General features: G+C 34.5%; 24 protein-coding genes. All 24 read left to right on the forward strand.

Annotation, left to right across the window (positions count from 1 at the left end; genetic code table 11):
• Positions 1-110: 110 nt before the first annotated feature.
• The 24 genes from IPJ83_16515 to IPJ83_16630 all read left to right on the forward strand — a co-directional run bounded on the left by IPJ83_16515 (position 111) and on the right by IPJ83_16630 (position 20,456).
• Positions 111-782, forward strand: coding sequence for a hypothetical protein (locus tag IPJ83_16515; GenBank protein MBK7882137.1), 672 nt, complete (start codon positions 111-113; stop codon positions 780-782).
• A gap of 24 nt (positions 783-806) precedes the next feature.
• The gene (locus tag IPJ83_16520) at positions 807-1,478 is read left to right on the forward strand and encodes a hypothetical protein (GenBank protein MBK7882138.1); all 672 of its coding nucleotides are present in this window, start codon (positions 807-809) and stop codon (positions 1,476-1,478) included.
• 167 nt (positions 1,479-1,645) lie between these two features.
• Positions 1,646-2,101, forward strand: coding sequence for a hypothetical protein (locus IPJ83_16525; GenBank protein ID MBK7882139.1), 456 nt, complete (start codon positions 1,646-1,648; stop codon positions 2,099-2,101).
• A gap of 71 nt (positions 2,102-2,172) precedes the next feature.
• Positions 2,173-2,478, forward strand: a complete 306-nt coding sequence (locus IPJ83_16530; protein MBK7882140.1) for a hypothetical protein — start codon at positions 2,173-2,175, stop codon at positions 2,476-2,478.
• 643 nt (positions 2,479-3,121) lie between these two features.
• Positions 3,122-5,704, forward strand: coding sequence for a DEAD/DEAH box helicase family protein (locus IPJ83_16535; GenBank protein ID MBK7882141.1), 2,583 nt, complete (start codon positions 3,122-3,124; stop codon positions 5,702-5,704).
• Between the two features lie 36 nt (positions 5,705-5,740).
• Entirely contained in the window at positions 5,741-6,127 is a 387-nt protein-coding gene (locus IPJ83_16540; protein MBK7882142.1) for a GxxExxY protein, read from the forward strand.
• Positions 6,128-6,220: 93 nt separating this feature from the next.
• Complete coding sequence (locus IPJ83_16545) at positions 6,221-8,812, forward strand: N-6 DNA methylase (protein ID MBK7882143.1); 2,592 nt, start codon at positions 6,221-6,223, stop codon at positions 8,810-8,812.
• A gap of 346 nt (positions 8,813-9,158) precedes the next feature.
• A complete protein-coding gene (locus IPJ83_16550; protein ID MBK7882144.1) occupies positions 9,159-9,386 on the forward strand; it encodes a four helix bundle protein in 228 nt (75 codons plus the stop codon).
• Positions 9,387-9,519: 133 nt separating this feature from the next.
• Positions 9,520-9,957, forward strand: coding sequence for an SRPBCC family protein (locus IPJ83_16555; protein MBK7882145.1), 438 nt, complete (start codon positions 9,520-9,522; stop codon positions 9,955-9,957).
• A gap of 255 nt (positions 9,958-10,212) precedes the next feature.
• Entirely contained in the window at positions 10,213-10,845 is a 633-nt protein-coding gene (locus tag IPJ83_16560; protein ID MBK7882146.1) for a hypothetical protein, read from the forward strand.
• 222 nt (positions 10,846-11,067) lie between these two features.
• Positions 11,068-12,345 carry a DUF2130 domain-containing protein gene (locus IPJ83_16565; GenBank protein MBK7882147.1) on the forward strand — a complete coding sequence of 426 codons (1,278 nt, stop codon included), beginning with the start codon at positions 11,068-11,070 and terminating at the stop codon, positions 12,343-12,345.
• A gap of 325 nt (positions 12,346-12,670) precedes the next feature.
• Positions 12,671-13,021 carry a type II toxin-antitoxin system RelE/ParE family toxin gene (locus tag IPJ83_16570; GenBank protein ID MBK7882148.1) on the forward strand — a complete coding sequence of 117 codons (351 nt, stop codon included), beginning with the start codon at positions 12,671-12,673 and terminating at the stop codon, positions 13,019-13,021.
• Complete coding sequence (locus IPJ83_16575) at positions 13,008-13,322, forward strand: helix-turn-helix transcriptional regulator (GenBank protein MBK7882149.1); 315 nt, start codon at positions 13,008-13,010, stop codon at positions 13,320-13,322. Before IPJ83_16570 ends, IPJ83_16575 begins: the two co-directional genes overlap by 14 nt.
• Before the next feature lie 202 nt (positions 13,323-13,524).
• Entirely contained in the window at positions 13,525-13,692 is a 168-nt protein-coding gene (locus IPJ83_16580) for a hypothetical protein (GenBank protein MBK7882150.1), read from the forward strand.
• 13 nt (positions 13,693-13,705) lie between these two features.
• Positions 13,706-13,843 (forward strand): hypothetical protein, encoded by a 138-nt coding sequence (locus IPJ83_16585; GenBank protein MBK7882151.1) that lies wholly within the window; start codon positions 13,706-13,708, stop codon positions 13,841-13,843.
• Between the two features lie 512 nt (positions 13,844-14,355).
• Complete coding sequence (locus IPJ83_16590; protein MBK7882152.1) at positions 14,356-15,858, forward strand: hypothetical protein; 1,503 nt, start codon at positions 14,356-14,358, stop codon at positions 15,856-15,858.
• 18 nt (positions 15,859-15,876) lie between these two features.
• The gene (locus IPJ83_16595; GenBank protein MBK7882153.1) at positions 15,877-16,524 is read left to right on the forward strand and encodes a hypothetical protein; all 648 of its coding nucleotides are present in this window, start codon (positions 15,877-15,879) and stop codon (positions 16,522-16,524) included.
• Positions 16,521-16,802, forward strand: coding sequence for a hypothetical protein (locus IPJ83_16600; GenBank protein MBK7882154.1), 282 nt, complete (start codon positions 16,521-16,523; stop codon positions 16,800-16,802). Before IPJ83_16595 ends, IPJ83_16600 begins: the two co-directional genes overlap by 4 nt.
• Entirely contained in the window at positions 16,774-17,151 is a 378-nt protein-coding gene (locus IPJ83_16605) for an outer membrane beta-barrel protein (GenBank protein ID MBK7882155.1), read from the forward strand. Before IPJ83_16600 ends, IPJ83_16605 begins: the two co-directional genes overlap by 29 nt.
• A gap of 430 nt (positions 17,152-17,581) precedes the next feature.
• Positions 17,582-18,232, forward strand: coding sequence for a hypothetical protein (locus IPJ83_16610; protein MBK7882156.1), 651 nt, complete (start codon positions 17,582-17,584; stop codon positions 18,230-18,232).
• Positions 18,229-18,858: an outer membrane beta-barrel protein gene (locus IPJ83_16615; protein MBK7882157.1), complete on the forward strand. Its 630-nt coding sequence runs from the start codon at positions 18,229-18,231 to the stop codon at positions 18,856-18,858. The genes IPJ83_16610 and IPJ83_16615 overlap by 4 nt, the downstream gene beginning before the upstream one ends.
• Positions 18,859-18,939: 81 nt before the next feature.
• A complete protein-coding gene (locus IPJ83_16620; protein MBK7882158.1) occupies positions 18,940-19,164 on the forward strand; it encodes a hypothetical protein in 225 nt (74 codons plus the stop codon).
• A gap of 18 nt (positions 19,165-19,182) precedes the next feature.
• A complete protein-coding gene (locus IPJ83_16625; protein ID MBK7882159.1) occupies positions 19,183-19,830 on the forward strand; it encodes a hypothetical protein in 648 nt (215 codons plus the stop codon).
• On the forward strand, positions 19,827-20,456 hold the full coding sequence (locus IPJ83_16630; GenBank protein ID MBK7882160.1) for an outer membrane beta-barrel protein: 630 nt from the start codon (positions 19,827-19,829) through the stop codon (positions 20,454-20,456). The genes IPJ83_16625 and IPJ83_16630 overlap by 4 nt, the downstream gene beginning before the upstream one ends.
• Positions 20,457-20,541 lie beyond the last annotated feature (85 nt).

The following is a 20,541-nucleotide window of genomic DNA, read 5'->3' on the forward strand; positions in this document are numbered from 1 at the left end:
ATTGAACATTCTACCTCGCATCAGCTTTTGTGGTGTATTGACAGTTTTGTGCTCCGAAATCCGCCACTGCGCCAAGCGTCAAAACGTTGAACAATAATTAGACGACAACAATGAAGATATTAAGCCCTCGAAAAATAAACCTCCCCCCCCTTTCAATTATGTTAAGTACTCAAGGGTCTTTTGACTTCACCGACCCAATTCATGGTGTAACAATGACAAAGAGTATCACGACTCTTTCCATGGGACAAATGGGCCCGAATAATCCGACTGTAGGTTTTCCCAATCGCCCCACTGAAGAACAGCTCAGAGTTTTCGGCGGAATGCAAGCGCTAATGAAATCATGTGTTGATAATGCTGAAGACATTAAAGAGAGAATTCATAGAATAGTTTTAAGCCGAATAATTCCAAATTCTGAAGACGAAAGAGTTGGACTTATGAAAATGGACTTAATGGCTCTTAAGCAATGGTTTATGAACGATGTTCGTTCATCAAAGATTTATCAGGGTTTTTCTGAATTCAATTCGACAAAAAAACTCAAGTCATTTAGTAAAGCCTTTAATAGCTTTATCCTCGACAGAAATAAATATACTCACGGACGACTTTGCTTTAATTCTCCATCGTTCGATTATATTCTCGAGTATATTGAAACTCCCGTACAGGAAAAAAGGTACGCGCATTTAGACATTGAAATTTTAAAATCCTATAACGCATGTTATAAAGAAATCTTGAAAGTAATTACTGAATATAATGTAGCTTATCAAAATAAACGAACAACCAAATAGAATTAATCCTCAACTCTAAAGTAAATGCCTATACCAGAACAAACAATGTTTGGTCCCCGACCCGACAAAACAGGAATAACATATGGTGAGGTTCGACAAATTAAAGACGACGAATCAAAGATTAAGTACTTGAAATTACGTCTTGATACATTTCTTATAAGCCAAATAGACAAAGTTTCTCTACGTGACGAGAACGGACATCCAAATATTTGGAGTCCTTTTCCACTTTTAGCCATGACTTTTCTCGCTATAGAAACCATTGGACATGTCATTTGTGACGTCGAAAAAATTAAAGCAGATAAATCAAATGAGCATTCAAAAAATATAGTTACACCGGTTTATTATCAAATTGACAAAAGTCTTTCGTATAATCCTTCCAAGACCTTCAAAGACGCTTTTGAGAAACTTCACGGCAAAGGCAGTAAAAAATACCTAAACAAATATTCTGACGTAATTCATAAATACCAAAGAAATACTTTTAATCACGGTTATCAGGCTCGCGGTGTGTTTATTCATCATGGTGAACCAAAGGCCTGGACACTAAATGAAGATCAAGGTACCATTGTAATTAATCCTTACTTATTCTGGGACGATTTTAAAAAGGCATATGACAATATCTTTATAAAAATTTCAAATGGACAAGAAAAAGATTGGCGACAAAATGCTTTAAAATACTTTCAGCGACTTTTAGACTAAACTACTGCACCTAACAGCAAATAAACGTAAGCGGGCGGACAAGGGAATAAACACATTTGCATCTTTATTTAAACATTTGTAAATGTAGACACAAGAAGCTCCGAAAGTCCTCCTAAGTCTAATTGCAAAAACGATAATGACAATTAAACCATAAAATTATACTAAATATGAAATTTAAAGTAGAAGAGTCCTTTAAAATTAGACACAAGCTTCTTGAGTATTTATTTAATGAACAAGAGAAATTATCTAAAACAGATTTCAACAAACGATTCGGCTCTATAGATTTGCATACTAAATTAAATATTCCCATCGAAAAAATTCACCGCTATCATGAAATCTTAAAAAAGGACGATGAGATAGACTGCTGTGAAACCGATGGTCAACATAAAATGTTCATCAAAGAAAAGGGTCGTTACGCTTATCTTGAAAAAAAATATCTAAAACAAGGTTGGTTTGAACTATGGGAACATTGGTTCCAACCTCTGAAAGTTATAGTTCCATTTATTGCAGTATCAGTTTCTGTCTTTGCCATTATTTACAACAAAAAACAATCGAATAAAGTGGAAGCATTAGGCAAAAAAATAGACCAAATAGAACTCCGTATAGAAGCCAAAAATAAGTAAAAGAAAAATAATGTTTCTTTAAGTATATTATGTAATTAATTAACTTTTTAATATAATAAAATTTAAAAATTATGAATCCAGCAGATACAAACATTAAAGCAAAGCTTCCGATTTTCTTAGAAGATAATCCAAGAGCGACTATGTCTGTTCAAGAATACAATCAACTTAAAGCTACAATGTCTCCTTCTAATTTTAAGTTTAAAATCGGGGATACAGTTACTACAGGTGATAGTGGCGATTATATTATTACCGACATACAATTTAAGGTGTTTGAAGAAGAAGCCGATGGTCACCTTAAATATGGTTTTGATTTAGCCCTTGTTGGTACTCCTTTTGCTTATAACGCTGAGGTTTTAGTGTATTTAAAGATGAAGTAACGTTAGCAAACATATGAGTGTTAAAAAAAAACTACATCTACTGCAGAATATAGTAAATCTACCCATTTTTTTTTAACTCATCAAAAGAAATTGAATACTTAGATGCTATTTTTGCCAATCTAACTCTAGTGTCTATTATAGTAAATAATTTCCTTGATTAGAAATTCTAGCAATGTGATTATCACTCCTACAACTTAATTTTGACAACCTCAACAATCACATTGAAAACTATGATTAACATTGTACTGATCGTTAATAGCCGTCAAACTCAGTGGGTTATAAAAAATTACTCTGTACCAAGCGGCTACTGCGTCATTACTTGGACGTTATAGTCGATATTAGTACGACTGTTCAAAAGACAAACGCCTAACCTAAAATTAAAACATTAAAACAAAAACAAACCATTTTTATAGGTGACAAAAGACATAGAACAGATACTACAAAAGGACAGCATCTTAACCTACTTGCAGACCAACGCTATGTCTTTTATTTTTCCCCCACTGCACCTAAAAAAGTTAAATTGTGCCAACACACAAACCAAAGCTTGCAAAAGAGCCAATTCTCCCATCAACCAGAGAACTATAATGACCGTTTAAAACCCGAAAAATCGTATCTTAGCCGACCGAAAATTGAACCGGAATAGATGGCAGAAAAGGAAGCTAAGGCAAGAATTAAGATCAATAAACTACTGGAGGAATCCGGGTGGAGCTTCTTTGATACAGACAAAGGTAAGGCGACCATCAAACTTGAATCTTCCATCAGGATGGACGATTTAGGTGAAGACTTCGAAAATTCCAAAAATGGCTACATTGACTTTTTACTGGTCGACGAAAACCAAAACCCGATCATTGTTTTAGAAGCAAAAAAGGAAAGTTTGAACCCGCTTGTAGGGAAGGAACAAGCGAGAAGTTATGCCAAATCTCAAAAGGTTAAATTCATCATTCTCTCAAACGGCACCCTCCACTATTTATGGAATACCGAAACCGGAAACCCTGAACAAATTCAAGTGTTTCCCACTTTGGAATCCATCAAACAGTATTATCAATTTAATCCCGACCCAAGTAATTTGGTTAACGAAGAAGTAAAGGACGACTATGTCGTACTCACGCAACTTCCTAACTACAAACAAATACCGGAGTTTCAAGATTTACCTGCCGGGGCTGATGCACAGGCTGGCGAACAGAAAAAGAAAGATTTAATTTTCAACCTGAAACTTCGTTTTCTTCGCTACTACCAAGTGGAGGCCATTAAAGCCGTTCAGCAATGGGTAAGCCAAGGTAAAAAAAGATTCTTGCTGGAAATGGCCACAGGAACCGGAAAAACTTTGACCGCCGCCGCCCTCATCAAACTCTTTTACAGAACGGGAAACGCAAGACGTATTTTATTTTTGGTAGACCGCTTGGAATTGGAAGAACAGGTAAGAAAAGATTTCACCAACTATTTGAAAAACGACCTTACCACAGTTGTTTACAAAGAGAAAAAGAACGATTGGCGAAAAGCGGAGATTGTCGTTACGACCATTCAATCACTTATGGTCAACAACAAATACAAATCGCTGTTTTCTCCGACCGACTTTGATTTAATTATATCAGATGAATCCCACCGACTGTTGGGTGGTGGAAACAGCAGAGCGTTGTTTGAATATTTCCTGGGTTACAAATTAGGTTTGACCGCTACTCCAAAAGATTATTTAAAACATTTGGACACCGATAATTTTGACGACCCCAGAGAATTGGAACGTAGAATGTTGCTGGACACTTACACCACCTTCGGTTGTGAAAGTGGTGTCCCAACTTATCGCTATACGCTTTTAGACGGTGCAAGAGACGGATATTTACGTCAGCCGATTGTGGTAGATGCAAGAACAGATGTAACCACCAAACTGTTATCGGAGCAAGGCTATGGTATCATGGTAACGGTTGCCAGCAGTGAACAAGAAGACATTTTAGAAGAAGTAAAATATAAGCAGAATCATTTCGAACGGAAGTTTTTCAGCGAAGAAACCAACCGCGTCTTTTGCAAAACATTTATTGAAAACGGACTTAAAGACCCTATCAGCGGTGAGTTTGGAAAAAGTTTGGTCTTTGTTGTTTCACAAAATCACGCAGCTAAATTGGCCCAGCTGCTCAATGAATATGCTCACCAATTATTTCCAGGAAAGTATCAAAGCGACTTTGCCGTTCAGGTAACTTCCAATGTGCAGAACAGCCAGCAAATGACGGTTGATTTCAGCAATGACAAATTATTGGGCTTTAGCCATTTTGCAAAAGCCAACGAAATGCTGGAATCCTACAAAACAAGCAAAGCCAGAGTCTGCGTAACCGTTGGAATGATGACCACAGGATGGGATTGTCCCAATATTTTAAACCTTGGTCTGATGCGCCCGATTTTTTCGCCCACAGAATTTATTCAGATTAAAGGAAGGGGTACCCGCATCCACAAGTTTGAACACAAATTCAAGAACGATCTTGGAGAAGATGAAATCATTTCCATCGACAAAGCTGCTTTTAAAATTTTTGACTTCTTTGCCACCTGCGAATATTTTGAAGAAAAATATCAATACGACCAGGTATTGAAACTACCTGTAAATGCTGATAAGGGAGATCCTCTACCTGTAGTGGACGACCAAACCATTAAACCAAAACGAGACGGCTACGAGTACAAAGAAGATGACAGAATCACTTCCTGGAACGAACAGCAAGTTGACTTGAAAGGCATGAAAGTGGACCGAATGTTTTTTCAAACTTTTGATGAAACGGTGAAGCAAGATTCCGAAATTGTACAATTGGTAGACGAAGGAAATTTTGACAGTGCTGAAGCAATTCTAAAAGAAAAATACGAAAACAAACCCTCTGAATTTTACACGCTGGAAAAACTGAGAAAATCGCTGCAAATAGATCGAAAGATTTCCTGGAGAGAACTTTTGGAGTTGATGTTTTTCGGTAACCAAATAAAAGGCAAAGACGATTTGCTCAGCGATGAATTTGACAAGTTCATCAGCACCAACAATGTTGCAGACATTCAAGATTTACAGGGATTGCGCTATTTCTTTTACGCTTACATCACTGACCCAAGTGTCAGACAAATTATAGACCAACAAGATTTTACGGAACTCTATCACAACCCGGCTTTTAATGTTGAAGACTTTAACCGCGTACCTGATGACATGAAAAGCAAACTACCCTACTATGTTAAAACGTATGTGCCGTTGCAAAAATTCGTCTGAATCACGGATTAAACTGATTTAAAGATTACGCAGATTATGGATAAATTGCAACATAAAGAGATTACAGAAAAAATAATTGGAGCTTCGTTTGAGGTTCACAAATTTCTTGGTAATGGATTTCAAGAAGTTATTTATCAGCGGGCATTGGCTTATGAAATGAGAAAATCCGGACTTGAATTTGCAAGAGAAATTGAACAAGATATTTTTTATAAAGAACTTGAAGAACCTATAGGAACTAGAAGGGCAGATTTCGTCGTGGAAGGCAAGGTACTTGTGGAACTTAAAGCACTCACTAAGCTAGAAGATGTGCATTTGGCCCAAGCGCTAAACTATTTAAAAGCCTATCGGTTAGAAATTGGATTACTGATTAATTTTGGTTCCAAAAGTCTAGAATTTAAACGACTCATACTCTCTCTAAAATAAGAAAAAAAATAATCCGTGAAATCCAATAATCCGTAAAATCCGCGATTCTGACAATATTATCCTAAAAATCCTAATCCAGACAAAAATAACGAAATGCTAGACGCTACCACAAAGAAAAATATTGACGATTGCCGCGATGTATTGGTAGGTAAAGTGCCCGACCCGAAAAGCCAAATTGAGCAAATTACACTGGCGCTTATCTATAAGTTCATGGACGATATGGATAAAGAAGCCGTGGAGAAATTTAAAGGCAAAGCAAAATTCTTTACAGGCGATTATGCCAAATACGGTTGGCGTAAATTATTTGACCCATCGTTGAGCGGACAAGATATGCTGTCATTGTACAGTGAAGCATTGGAAAAGCTCAATACCAATCCCAATATTCCAGAACTGTTCCGCAACATTTTTAAAAATGCTTATTTGCCTTACCGTGACCCAAGCACCTTAAAACTGTTTTTAAAATACATCAACGAGTTTGAGTACAGCCATAGCGAAAAGTTGGGTGATGCTTTTGAATACTTGTTGAGTGTAATGGGAAGCCAAGGAGATGCAGGGCAGTTTAGAACGCCCCGACACATAATTGATTTTGTAACAGCATGTGTAAACCCACAGAAAAACGAAACCGTGCTTGACCCAGCTTGCGGTACTGCTGGTTTCTTATTGAGTGCATACAAACACATACTCAACCAAAACACCGACAAACGCCAAGGCGACAAACTAAAGCCAGAGGATAGAAAAAAACTGGCTACCAATTTTGTGGGTTACGACATTAGCCCTGATATGGTACGCTTGAGTTTAGCGAATATGTATTTACACGGATTCGCTACACCCCTCATACATGAGTATGATACATTGAGCAGCGAAGATCGATGGCAAGAAACCTTTGATGTGATCTTAGCGAATCCACCCTTTATGACACCAAAGGGAGGCATACGTCCACACAAAAAATTTGGCGTACAAGCCAACAAAGCAGAAGTATTGTTTACCGATTACATTGCTGAACACTTAAACAGCAACGGACGAGCAGGCATTGTAGTTCCAAACGGAATTGTAGCCACCAGCCAAACCGCTTACAAGCAATTGCGGAAAATGTTGGTACAGGATAGTTTGATATCCGTAATTAGTTTGCCAGCAGGAGTTTTTCAACCCTACAGCGGAGTGAAAACTTCGGTATTGATTTTGGATAAACGCTTGGCGAAAAAAAGCCAACACATTTTGTTTTTAAAAATTGAAAACGATGGATTTGATTTAGGCGCACAACGCAGAGAGATTGATAAAAACGATTTGCCTGTGGCGTTGCTAATATTAGAAGAATACAAAAAACGTCTGAATCACGGATTTTACGGATTAACTGATTCAGCAGATTTATTAGCAGAAATTCAAAAAACGGTACCATTAAAATCCGAGGAATCCAACAATCAGCGAAAATCCGTGATTCAGACAATTGCCACTTTGGTTGAGAAAGAAACTGTTTTAGGAAATAAAGATGTTGTATTAAGTGCAGAAAGGTATTTTGTAAATGAAATTAAACTAACAAAATATGAAGTTGTAACTCTTGGCGAAGTATGTAATATTTTCAATGGTTCAACACCCTTAAGAAGTAATAATGAATATTGGGACAACGGAAACATTCCTTGGTTTACTGTTGATGATATTAGAGAACAAGGCCGTAGAATTAAATACACAAGACAATTAGTAACTGAAAAAGCCCTTGTAAAGACAAATATTAAATTACTCCCGATTAAAACAGTTCTACTTTGTTGTACGGCCTCTGTTGGTGAATTTGCTTTTACAGAAATTCCGCTAACCTGTAATCAACAATTTAACGGTTTAGTTATCAAAGAAGAATTTGAAAACAAACTTCTACCTGAATTTCTGTTTATTTTAAGCTCAACTTTCAAAAGTGAATTAATAAGATTAAGTGGTCAAACTACTTTTAATTTTATTGCAGTTGGCACTTTGAAACAACTTGAAATCCCCCTCCCCCCGATAGAAATCCAACAACAAATAGTAGCCGAAATAGAAGGCTACCAAAAAATAATAGACGGAGCCAAACAAGTAGTCAACAACTACAAACCTACCATAACTATCAACCCTGATTGGGAAATGGTGGAGTTGGGGCAATTGTGCGACGTTAGAGATGGAACCCACGAATCACCAAAGTATGTTTTAGAAAACGGTATCCCATTTATAACTCAAAAGAACATTACCAAAGAAGGACTTTCATTTGATGATATTCAATTCATTGCAAGAGAAGACCACCAAAAAATAATCAAGCGTTCAAATGTTGAGTTTGGGGATATTATTATTTCAATGATTGGTGCAAACAGAGGAATGAGTTGCGTAATTGATGACAATCGAGAATTCAGCATTAAAAATGTTGGATTAATTAAACCACTCGGAAAAATAAATCATTCTTATTTGTTGTATTATCTGAAATCGACAACAGCACAAGAATACATTAGTTTAATGTCAAGCGGTGGAGCACAACAATTTATTGGGCTAACAACTTTAAGACAATTTCCAATTCCAGTTCCTGATGTATTTGAACAAACGGAAATTGTAAAAACGATTGAGGAAGAAATGCAATTGGTAAATGCCAACAAACGCTTAATAGAAATATTTGAGCAAAAAATAAAAACAAAAATTGGGGAGGTTTGGGGAGTGAAAACAATTACGAATTAGAAATTACGAATTAGGAATTAGGAATTAGGAATTAGGAATTACGAATTACGAATTACGAATTACGAATTAGAAATTACGGATTACGAATTAGAAATTACGAATTACGAATTAGAAATTACGAATTAGAAATTACGAATTACGAATTAGAAATTATGAATTACGAATTAGAAATTACGGATTACGAATTAGAAATTACGGATTACGAATTAGAAATTACGAATTACGAATTAGAAATTACGAATTAGGAATTAGAAATTACGAATTACGAATTAGAAATTATGAATTACGAATTAGAAATTACGGATTACGAATTAGGAATTACGAAATAGAAATTACGAATTACGAAATGAAAACGAATAGCATCATACAAGAAAAAAGTTTTGCCTTTGCTATTAGAATAATAAAAGCCTATAATTTTTTGATTAGTGAAAAGAAAGAATTTGTACTATCAAAACAAATGCTACGCAGTGGAACTTCTATTGGAGCAAATGTCGAAGAAGCTATTGGTGGACAGTCTACTTTTGCGGACTCAAAAAAATGCTACACTTATAACACTTTAAACTGCATTACATGAGATGATACCATGCATTTTATAAAATTTTGAATATAAAAAATGGTATATTCACAAGCTGATGTTATACTCAATGCTAAACGACCCGTGACATCTTAGCCTGTAACCAAAAAATAATTAATAACTTTGGACAACTATGCAAAAGACTTTTACAAATCAAATTTACATTGAGAAATCGCCTGAACAGGTTATGGACTTTCTACTACATCCACAGAACTGGAAAAAATTCTCAACAGGAGTTATTGCCGTTAACTATTCGGGGGACAAACTGACTTTGAACTCCACCGGAAGTTTCACACGAAAACAAGGACCCAACACCGCAGTAGAAGAATTTAAAGTGGCAGAACTTATTTATGGAAAGAAACTAACTTTAGAGGTAACGACAAATTTGTTTTTTGCCCATGATGCGTCCGAATATCAAGCAGAGAACAATGGGACTCAAGCAACTTTCAACGAAACATTGACAGCACGAGGGTTTATGGGCAATGTATTCTTATTCCTATTGGCCGGAGTAATAAATAAATCCTTGAAGGCTGACTATGCAAGACTTAAAAAAGTGATTGAAACAAGCTGACATGATCCATAAGCTCCAAAACAATTTGGGTTCTACGAACATAAGAAGTACAGCCGGCAACAAGGGGTTTGCGACAGCGGCGGTTCTCCCGAAACAAGTTAAGGATAGGCTGTCCTTCACTGACACTTTTGTACAAGGTGGATATTCAGTTCTCCTGTTGAAGTTTAGTGCTCAAACACACCTCCATCACACCCCTCAAGTAAGTTTGCAGTCAGACTTTAATTACCTTTCTAACATTAACAAACCGTGGAGAAAATGAACAGGCATAAATTCTTAATACCAGTTTTAATTTGGACCATTTTCCTTGGATCGACTGCTTGCCTAAACCATAAAGGCGAAAAGTCACTGACTGACAAATCCATTGACGACAGTTCTTCACCTGCAAGTCAACCAACAAACTCTGCTGTAACAGATAGTTTGAACCAGCAGATTGATAAACTGAAAAATTATTACACCCAAGCCATTGCTGAATTTATTAAAGCAGCTTATAAAAAAGATAAGACCACATTTGACACATTGTATTTTATAAAGCATGTTTATGGTCAACCTGATGACTTTCCTGACATAGATTTACCGGAGACAATTGAAAAAACTCAAATCCGACTTATAGACCCGGAAATCGGACAAAAAATGGGGGCTGAAAGAAAATCACTTGTTTATGTGAACATGATGGGCTGGATTGACAATGATAAAGCAGAATTCATTTTTGTGATATTCAAAAATGGTGGAGAACATCAGTATGATTATTATATAAATTTTGACATCAAGCCATTAACCAATTATTTAGAGCTGGATAAAATAGAGTTTGAAAATTATTTACACCTTGAGAAACAAAAACCAAAACGAATTACCATTTATGCAGACGGCAAATATGTTGGGGATAAATAATCAAATAAATTTTTGTCCAATTTTCGGGTTAAAGAATTCCAAGCATGTTAAATCACGAACCTTTATCAAGCTTGCATGGAGTTGATGGATCCACTGTTAAATGAAGCATTGTCCTTTATATCTATTATGTTGCTTGAAGACTTTTTTCGTCCAAAATCGACAACTTCTTTTAGTTGCAAAACGTTTTTCACTATTATAGATAAATAAATAAACCGAAAATTTATGAATGATATTATTTGCCCAAATTGTAAAAAGGTTTTTAAAGTGGATGAGGCGGGATTTGCGGATATACTCAAACAAGTGAGAGATCATCAATTCGATGAAGAATTACAAAAGCGATTATTACTTGCCGAAAGAGATAAAGAAAATGCTGTCAAACTGGCCGAAGCCAATCTTAAGAATATTTTACAAGAAGACCTTGCCAAAAAAGATAAGGTAATTTTAGAGCTAAGAGCCCAGAATGAGCGTGAACTTTCTTTGCAGCTATCCATGAAAGAAGCCGAAATTGCTGAAATGAGATCAAAAATTCAGCATGCAGAAATTGAGAAAAAACTCACAGTAACGGAAGCTATCCAAAAAATTGAAAAAGAAAGAGACGAACTGGCCAATAATCTGAAAAATAAGGAAACAGAAAAGCAATTACTCGAAAAATCACTTATCGAAAAATTTAATGCTGAACTCAGGACAAAGGAAGACATCATCAAGTTGAAGGACGAAGAAATTGCTCTTAGAAAAGACATGAAGCTAAAACTATCTACCAAAATGATAGGCGAAACACTTGAACAACATTGTGAAACTGAATTTAACAAACTTCGTGCAACAGCCTTCCCGAAGGCCTATTTCGAAAAAGACAACGATTCCAGGTCCGGCAGTAAGGGTGATTTTATCTACCGAGAAACGGATGAGACCGGTAATGAAATCATTTCCATCATGTTCGAAATGAAAAATGAGGGAGACGAAACCGCTACTAAAAAAAGAAATGAAGATTTTTTAAAAGAACTGGACAAAGACCGTACTGAAAAAAAATGCGAATATGCTGTACTGGTTTCACTTTTAGAATCAGAAAGCGAACTCTATAACTCCGGTATTGTCGATGTTTCTCATAAATATCCCAAAATGTATGTGGTACGACCTCAATTTTTTATTCCCATTATTACCCTCCTTCGGAATGCTGCCATGACCTCATTAAAGTATAAGGCAGAACTTGCCTTGGTAAAAAACCAAAATATTGACATTACTCATTTTGAAGACAAAATGAATGCATTTAAAGAAGGTTTTGCAAGGAATTATGAATTGGCAAGTCGTAAATTTAAGGAGGCCATTGATGAAATAGATAAAACTATTATTCACCTCCAGAAAACGAAAGACGCCTTGCTGTCTTCTGAAAATAATCTCCGTCTGGCAAATGATAAAGCGGAAGACTTAACCATCAAAAAATTAACGCACGGGAATCCAACCATGAAATTAAAGTTTGATGAACTAAATAAAAATATTGAGTAAAATAAAGGTCTCTCATCCTGAAATAGCTTGTCCATAAAAAACTTCCCGGATGAAATTGAAAATGAAAAGATGAATATAATCTGACCCCAACATCCTAACCCCCTGGTCCATCCCCCTAAGATACGATCAACTTATTGGATCCATATTTTCTATTCCCGCCATTGGTTTACCACACCAATTTTTATTTCTCTTTGCCTTTTTCCCCGGACTTTTACCCCTGTTTTGGCGATTTTCGGATACAAACCGCATCCTTTATACTCGATTATTAAAAAAAAAATGACTACATAATTGTTTCTTGTTTAGGAAACTTATATCTTTGTCTTAAATGGATGTAAAACCTAGATTTACAATCAAATTTCTTCAGGAGGCAAAGGAGTTTCTTGATCATTTAGAAGATAAACCAAGGGATAAAATAATTTATAACATCTGGAAGTCACGAAATATGATTGACGATGAGCTATTTAAGAAACTCAACGGTGAAATTTGGGAATTTAGAACAAACTATAACAAGCTGGCTTATAGGTTATTTGCATTTTGGGATAAATCAGAAAATAAAGTGGTGATCGCAACTCATGGAATTATAAAAAAATCAAACAAAACACCGCTTAAAGAACTAGAAAGAGCAGAAAAATCCGAAGTGAATATTTTAAAACAAAAAAATCATGAAAACATATAGCTTAGATGAATTAACCAATCAATACATTGGTAAAAAAGGTACTTCTAGACGTGATCAATTTGAACAAGAATTAAGAATGGACTTATTGGGACAAGCAATAAAACAAGCTAGGTTAGCGAAAAACTTAACTCAAGAACAATTGGGAGAACTTGTGGGCGTGCAAAAAGCACAAATATCCAAAATTGAAAACTCAGCTACGGATGCCCGATTTGAAACCGTACTGAAAGTTTTTAAGGCATTGCATGCGAAAGTAAACTTTAGCGTTGAAATAAATAAAAAGAAACTTTTACTAACTAATTAAAGTGTTAAGCGCATGATCGAATAAGCGCTTCTGACATATTTTTCTAAATGGCTGTTTAGTCCTATCATAAATTGTCTATAAGAACTGTTCGGGATATAAATTAAAGTAAAAAAAGGGGAGAAAATCTGACCCCAACATCCTAATCCACAGGTCCACCCCATTAAGATACGATCAACTAATTGTTGAAATTATTTCCAGCATTATGGCCCTTTCAATAGAATATAGGTTGAAATTTTTTGAATTGATTGTTAAAACATTTCAAGAGTCTGATGAGGAGAAATTAGAGAGGGCAACAGCAGCAATGATTGAGGACTATCATCATGATGAAGATTTAACAGCTCTAACTGATTTAGAAATGGAAAACTTTTAAGAAACGAGGGGAAATTTGTCTTCTTATATTTGATCCAGCTGTTGGATCAGAAATACACAAAACCAGACCCTGCATCATCGTAAATGTAGATCCACCCGCTAAGTTACATATGATCCGTATCAGAGCTTCCCGCCAAATCCCAAATAAATAAATTTCAAAAAATAAATTAAAAAATATTTGGAAAATAAAATGAACCCATTTATTTTAGTGCTTTGAATTCGAACACGCCCTTTTCTAAACTAAAATGAGACTTATGTAAAAAAATAACCTGTCAGTTCACACAACACCTTAATTTGCATTTTTCTAATTATCAATCATTTCTGCTTATGGGCGGAGTGGATATCCTGTAATGTCTTAGGGGTATTACCATATTGAATTTATACTATGGTAAACCCCGACCGAAAATATTTGAAATAATATTTTGCTAAGCAAGATCAGATCAGGAATATTATCTACTTCTGTAACATGCAGGAAGATCGAAAAAAGAACATGTTTTTAAAACCCTAATTGATTAAACCCTAAAATTATTACGCACATGAAGGATCTAATTTAAAAAACGAACTTCAGATTTTGTGAGCTCTACGTGTACTTCTATTAAGAAGTCAGATTCGCTTTAAAAAAAGTCTATATTATTAAACCCTAAATAACAAAAAAATAAAATTTATGAGAACAATTAGTATTTTTATCAAAATTATTGAACTAAAATTAACAAAACAATTTTTTACTCCAACAAATGCTTTCATTCCGACTCTAGGAAAATCTTTAATCACTGCATTAATGATACTATTCACCACACAATGCAAGAATGAATTAAGCGAAATGAGTGAACCAAAAACACCACTAACTTTAAGTTTGAACACAAGTTGCTGGAATAGTACGCAAAGCAATACCGCAGTAACGGGGTCCTTCCAACCAGGGACTTATACCATTGTAAATAATTGCATCCGTTTTACAAACCATGAGGAATTCAATAAGACTGAAATATTTTTAAATAATGCCACTGCCATTGAAATCGAATCCTGGTACAATTCACTGCCTGTGCTAACCTCAGAAAAGGCATATCAGGATTTTATGGATCAATATAACTGTATAGACAACCAATCCATAAGTGAAATAAATGGTTTACTCAGTTCTTCCGGAAATACAATTCGATACCACTGGATAAATGAAGATGAATTAAGTATATCTCCAAAGTTCATGACCTACTCGGGTTACAGAAATATGGATGGTAATTTTATGATAGGAGATCAGATTGAAGCAGAATCTGAAGGAATCAGAATTACGATTTTTGACGGAGATTGGAATAAACTCACGCAAATCAGAACTACTCCAGGTTACCCCTCTGACACGGTGAATTACGAGGGTGATACTGCATTTATTATAGACCCAGTTCTCACTTCAAGAATTTCATGTGACATTAATTGTTGCTCAAAAAATTTATCAAGTACTCATTACTTTGGACCAAGTAACAGAAGAAGATTAAAAGTTGAACTGGAATGGATTGAAATGACATCCAATAGGAAACCACCAGGCTCAAACTTAACATATTCAACTCCTAAAATAGAATTTAGATTGAATAAATTGGAATTAGATAAAAAAGATGATTTAGGTATTTGGAGTTGCGTAAAGAAGCATCTAACTTTCAATTTAGAATGTGATTGGTTTATTAACTATGTGTCAAAAGTTGAACATGACCAGTCGGGTTTTGTGGTAAAAGGTAGCGTAAAGGCTTGCAAAGTCACCGGAGCCCTAACCACTTTTATATCCGAAGAAGTTGGACCATTTAACTTTACTCCAAAAGACATGGTGTGTCCTTATAAAATTAAATTTACAACTACCATATTTGAAGAATTCAACCAAGCGCCAGAAGCGAGTCCTGCTCTTGAATGTTTTAAAGAAAATAACCCCTGTTTCTGTAATATTTGTCCATCCGGATATTCATGGGATAAGGCCAATTGTTTTTCCACATTCTGCTCTAAATTGCCGTTTATTTGGAATAATGGGTATTATTACAAATCTTATCCTAATGGACCTAACGGAGGAATTTGTCCTTATGGAGGCTCTTTTGATGGTGCCAATTGTTACTTGGGGCCTGTTCCATCAGGATATGAAGGCAAGGCCTTCGTTTACAACAATTGCTATTATGTAGCTCCAAAATGTCCTTAATATTAAAAAATAAATAGAATGGATTCTACACCAACGATAAAAACAATTTTAATTTTCGGCTTGCTCCTTTGGTCAATTAATTTATTTGGTCAAAAAACAAGAACTTTATTTGTATACGGAGGCCCCAGTATAACCAATGTTCAAGAAATAATAAACGGTGAAAAACATTTTTTTGCTTCGCCGGAAAGACCTTATTATTCTTTACGATATCATTTTGGAATTTGTGTTGAAGAAAATATTTTCTCAAAAAAATATTTAGGCTTCAAATACGGATTAAACTTTGATAAAAGGGCTTCATCTCATACCTCCTTTAACAAATACAATGAGGATTTCTATGGGTTTATTGGCATTCCACTACAAATCACTTATAAGCCATTAAAGGATCGGGATATTCAGTTTGAGGCCGGGGTAAGTTTTCAGTATTTAGTATATTCGAAATATCTTTTTATGAAGCCATTTAAAAACTTTGAAATTGATTATACAGTAGGCATTCAAATCCATTTATTGAATAATCTGTATTTTGGAGCTCGACTTTTAGAACCACTTTTTCTTTTAAGAGAGAAAGGTAATGTTATAAATATAGATCCCAGTGTTCCCAAAGAGCGGCGACTGTATAAGACCCATGCCATGCAGTTTTCATTAAGTTACAAATTCACAATGAGATGAAAAAAAACATACTGTTCTGCACCATACTCATTTTATATTTTCTATTGAATAAAAACATATTATTTGCTCAATCAAATACTGTTTTGTTAAATTTTTCACTGAATAATTATAAGCTTGACAGATTCAACCTTCCTGAGCTAAATGCTGCATTTATTTCTGGAACTGGATTTAATCTTGGCTTTGCCTATGAAAAACCTATATGCAAAAAATCTTCCATTTTGCTGGGATTTGAATTTTCGAATAGAAAATATGATAATACTATTGGCAGAGTTAAATAATAATTTTAATGATAATTATGTTTCCTTTCCATTGAGCGTTAACTATTACATAATCAGATTTATAGCTATTCAAGCAGGAATGCAATTTGATCATTTAATATTCAAGCAAAAATTTATTTATTATAAAGATGCTCCAAATGATCAAGTATCAGGATACACTAAATACGACATTGGCTTAAATACTGGAATTCGAATTCAATGGTATAATTTTGAAATAAACGGCAGTTTCAATTATGGACTTAGAAATATTTATTGTGTGAAATTTTTTGACCCAGTTACAGGGAAATTACTTGATGACTTTGCAAAAAGCCATATATTTAAATTCGGAGTCAGTTATTTGTTTAGATAAATATTCACATCTGATCATCAAGTGACCGGTCTTGCTAGATGATACTAATGGAGTACGTATATTAGATTTATCGGAAGTAGTTAAAATCCAATTTTAAATTTTGATAAATTTGGAAATCAATTTTAAAAATCATAAAACTAAAATAAAGCAAGACATATTTAAAGTTAAGTTATTTTACAATTAAAATCTGCTGATCGAGTTGGTGTCCATAGCAGCTTATTTTAGTATAAGCAATAATTTGAAATAATGGGTAATACTCCCTATCTTTTCCAAATGGACCCAACAGGGGAATTTGCCCTTATGGAGGAAACTTTGATGGAGCAAATTGCCACTTAGGACCTGTACCATATGGATTTGAAAGAAAAGCTTTTGTATAGAATAATTGCTATTATGTTGCCCCGAAGTGTCCATAAAAAAAATAAAAGTCTCGATGATGCATCCAATCTATTCTTTCAGATTACTTATGATGGCAAGTTATTTGTTGTGTATGAGTGATTTAATGGGCCAAAAGAAAAGGAACGTAGAATTATTTGCCGGTCCTAATCTGACCAATGTGCAACATATAGAGAATGGTGTTAAATTATATTATACCACTCCGGAAAGGCCTTTTTATACCATTCAATATCACTTTGGTGTTACGCTCAATGAAGGTATTTTTTCAAAGGAAGATTGGAGTTTAAGCTATGGATTGTCCTTCGAAAAGAGAGCCTCTGCGCATACCGGATTTAATAAATATATTGACGAGAGTTATGGGTTTTTAGGAATCCCAATTATTCTCAATTATAAACCTTTAAAAAATCGAGATATCCGTCTTGAAATTGGAACAAATATTCAATCTCTGGTTTACAATTCCATATATGCATATACAAAGGCCTTCAAAAACATTCAAATTGATTATGTAGTTGGCATTCAATACAGGCTCTGGAATAAAACCCATATAGGAACTCGCTTTTTGGAGCCCCTGCTATTAATGAAAGACAGGAGTGAAATTGTACCTCTTGATCCTAATTTACCAAAAGTTATAAGGCAATTTAAGACTCATTCAGTGGAGTTGTATTTTATGTATAAATTCAAAATATGATGAATTCTAATATTGGATATGTATATCTTATGATTTGTTGCTTAAATGCATTGATCACTCCTGTGATGGCTCAGAGCGAGACTATTAGGTTTGGGTTTTCGGTAAATAAATATGCTTTTAATCGATTTAATTATGAAGTGAATGACTCAACAGACATAAATGGAACCGGATTTACTGTTGGATTTTCTTATGAGAAACCTATTCTGAATCGTACGTCAGTTCTAATTGGCTTCGGATTTTCACAAAGAAACAATGAAGTGAAGTATTTTAAATGGGATAATGCGGACAGGACCCATTGGGCATCTTTTCCAATAAGTATGAATTATTACTTATTTAAAAATTTGGCTGTGGAATTAGGATGCCAGTATGAACATTTAATATTTAAGCAAAAATTCGTAGAGTATTCGGATTCGTTACAACAAAAACCCGGTTACACGAAGTATGATATTGGATTGATAGCCGGGATACGGTTTCAAATCCACCATGTTGAATTGAATGGTTGCTTTAATTACGGTTTAAGAAACATATATAGCATTTATGGTTTTGACCCCGCAAGGGGAATTGGGATAAATGCATCAGCCAAAAGTTATTACATTAAAATTGGATTAAATTACCTGTTTCAATGATTTCAAAAAAATATGAACTATTAGTGTAAATTTTAGAATGATTAAGTTAATAGCTGGCACTAAAAGGTTAAAAACTCAGATTTGATAATCAGTAACCAACTCGACCAGATTAGGCTAACCGCGGAATTAATTTTAAATAATGGGTATTATTACAAATCTTATCCTAATGGACCTAACGGAGGAATTTGTCCTTATGGAGGCTCTTTTGATGGTGCCAATTGTTACTTGGGGCCTGTTCCATCAGGATATGAAGGCAAGGCCTTCGTTTACAACAATTGCTATTATGTAGCTCCAAAATGTCCTTAATATTAAAAAATAAATAGAATGGATTCTACACCAACGATAAAAACAATTTTAATTTTCGGCTTGCTCCTTTGGTCAATTAATTTATTTGGTCAAAAAACAAGAACTTTATTTGTATACGGAGGCCCCAGTATAACCAATGTTCAAGAAATAATAAACGGTGAAAAACATTTCTTTGCTTCGCCGGAAAGACCTTATTATTCTTTACGATATCATTTTGGAATTTGTGTTGAAGAAAATATTTTCTCAAAAGAATATTTAGGCGTCAAATACGGATTATACTTTGATAAAAGGGCTTCATCTCACACCTCCTTTAACAAATACAATGAGGATTTCTATGGGTTTATTGGCATTCCACTACAAATCACTTATAAGCCATTAAAGGATCGGGATATTCAGTTTGAGGCCGGGGTAAGTTTTCAGTATTTAGTATATTCGAAATATCTTTTTATGAAGCCATTTAAAAACTTTGAAATTGATTATACAGTAGGCATTCAAATCCATTTATTGAATAATCTGTATTTTGGAGCTCGACTTTTAGAACCACTTTTTCTTTTAAGAGAGAAAGGTAATGTTATAAATATAGATCCCAGTGTTCCCAAAGAGCGGCGACTGTATAAGACCCATGCCATGCAGTTTTCATTAAGTTACAAATTCACAATGAGATGAAAAAAAACATACTGTTCTGCATCATACTCATTTTATATTTTCTATTGAATAAAAACATATTATTTGCTCAATCAAATACTGTTTTGTTAAATTTTTCACTGAATAATTATAAGCTTGACAGATTCAACCTTCCTGAGCTAAATGCTGCTATTATATCTGGGAATGGCTTTAATCTTGGCTTTGCCTTTGAAAAACCTATATGCAAAAAATCTTCCATTTTGCTGGGATTTGAGTTTTCGAAGAGAAAATATGATTATTCCATTGGTCAAAGAAATAATAATTTTAATGATAAATATGCCTCATTCCCGATAAGTATAAACTACTACTTATTTAAATTCATAGCTATTCAAGCAGGAATGCAATTTGATCATTTAATATTCAAGCAAAAATTTATTTATTATAAAGATGCTCCAAATGATCAAGTATCAGGATACACTAAATACGACATTGGCTTAAATACTGGAATTCGAATTCAATGGTATAATTTTGAAATAAACGGCAGTTTCAATTATGGACTTAGAAATATTTATTGTGTGAAATTTCTTGATCCAGTTACAGGGAAATTACTTGATGACTTTGCAAAAAGCCATATATTTAAATTCGGAGTTAGCTATTTATTCAAATGAATATTATCATCTGATAACCGTTTAGCCAGTCCTGCCTGATTATAACTACATGTTGCACTTCATACATTGATCCACCCCAACAGGA

This window comes from Candidatus Vicinibacter proximus (assembly GCA_016713905.1).
Classification (GTDB): Bacteria; Bacteroidota; Bacteroidia; order Chitinophagales; family Saprospiraceae; genus Vicinibacter; species Vicinibacter proximus.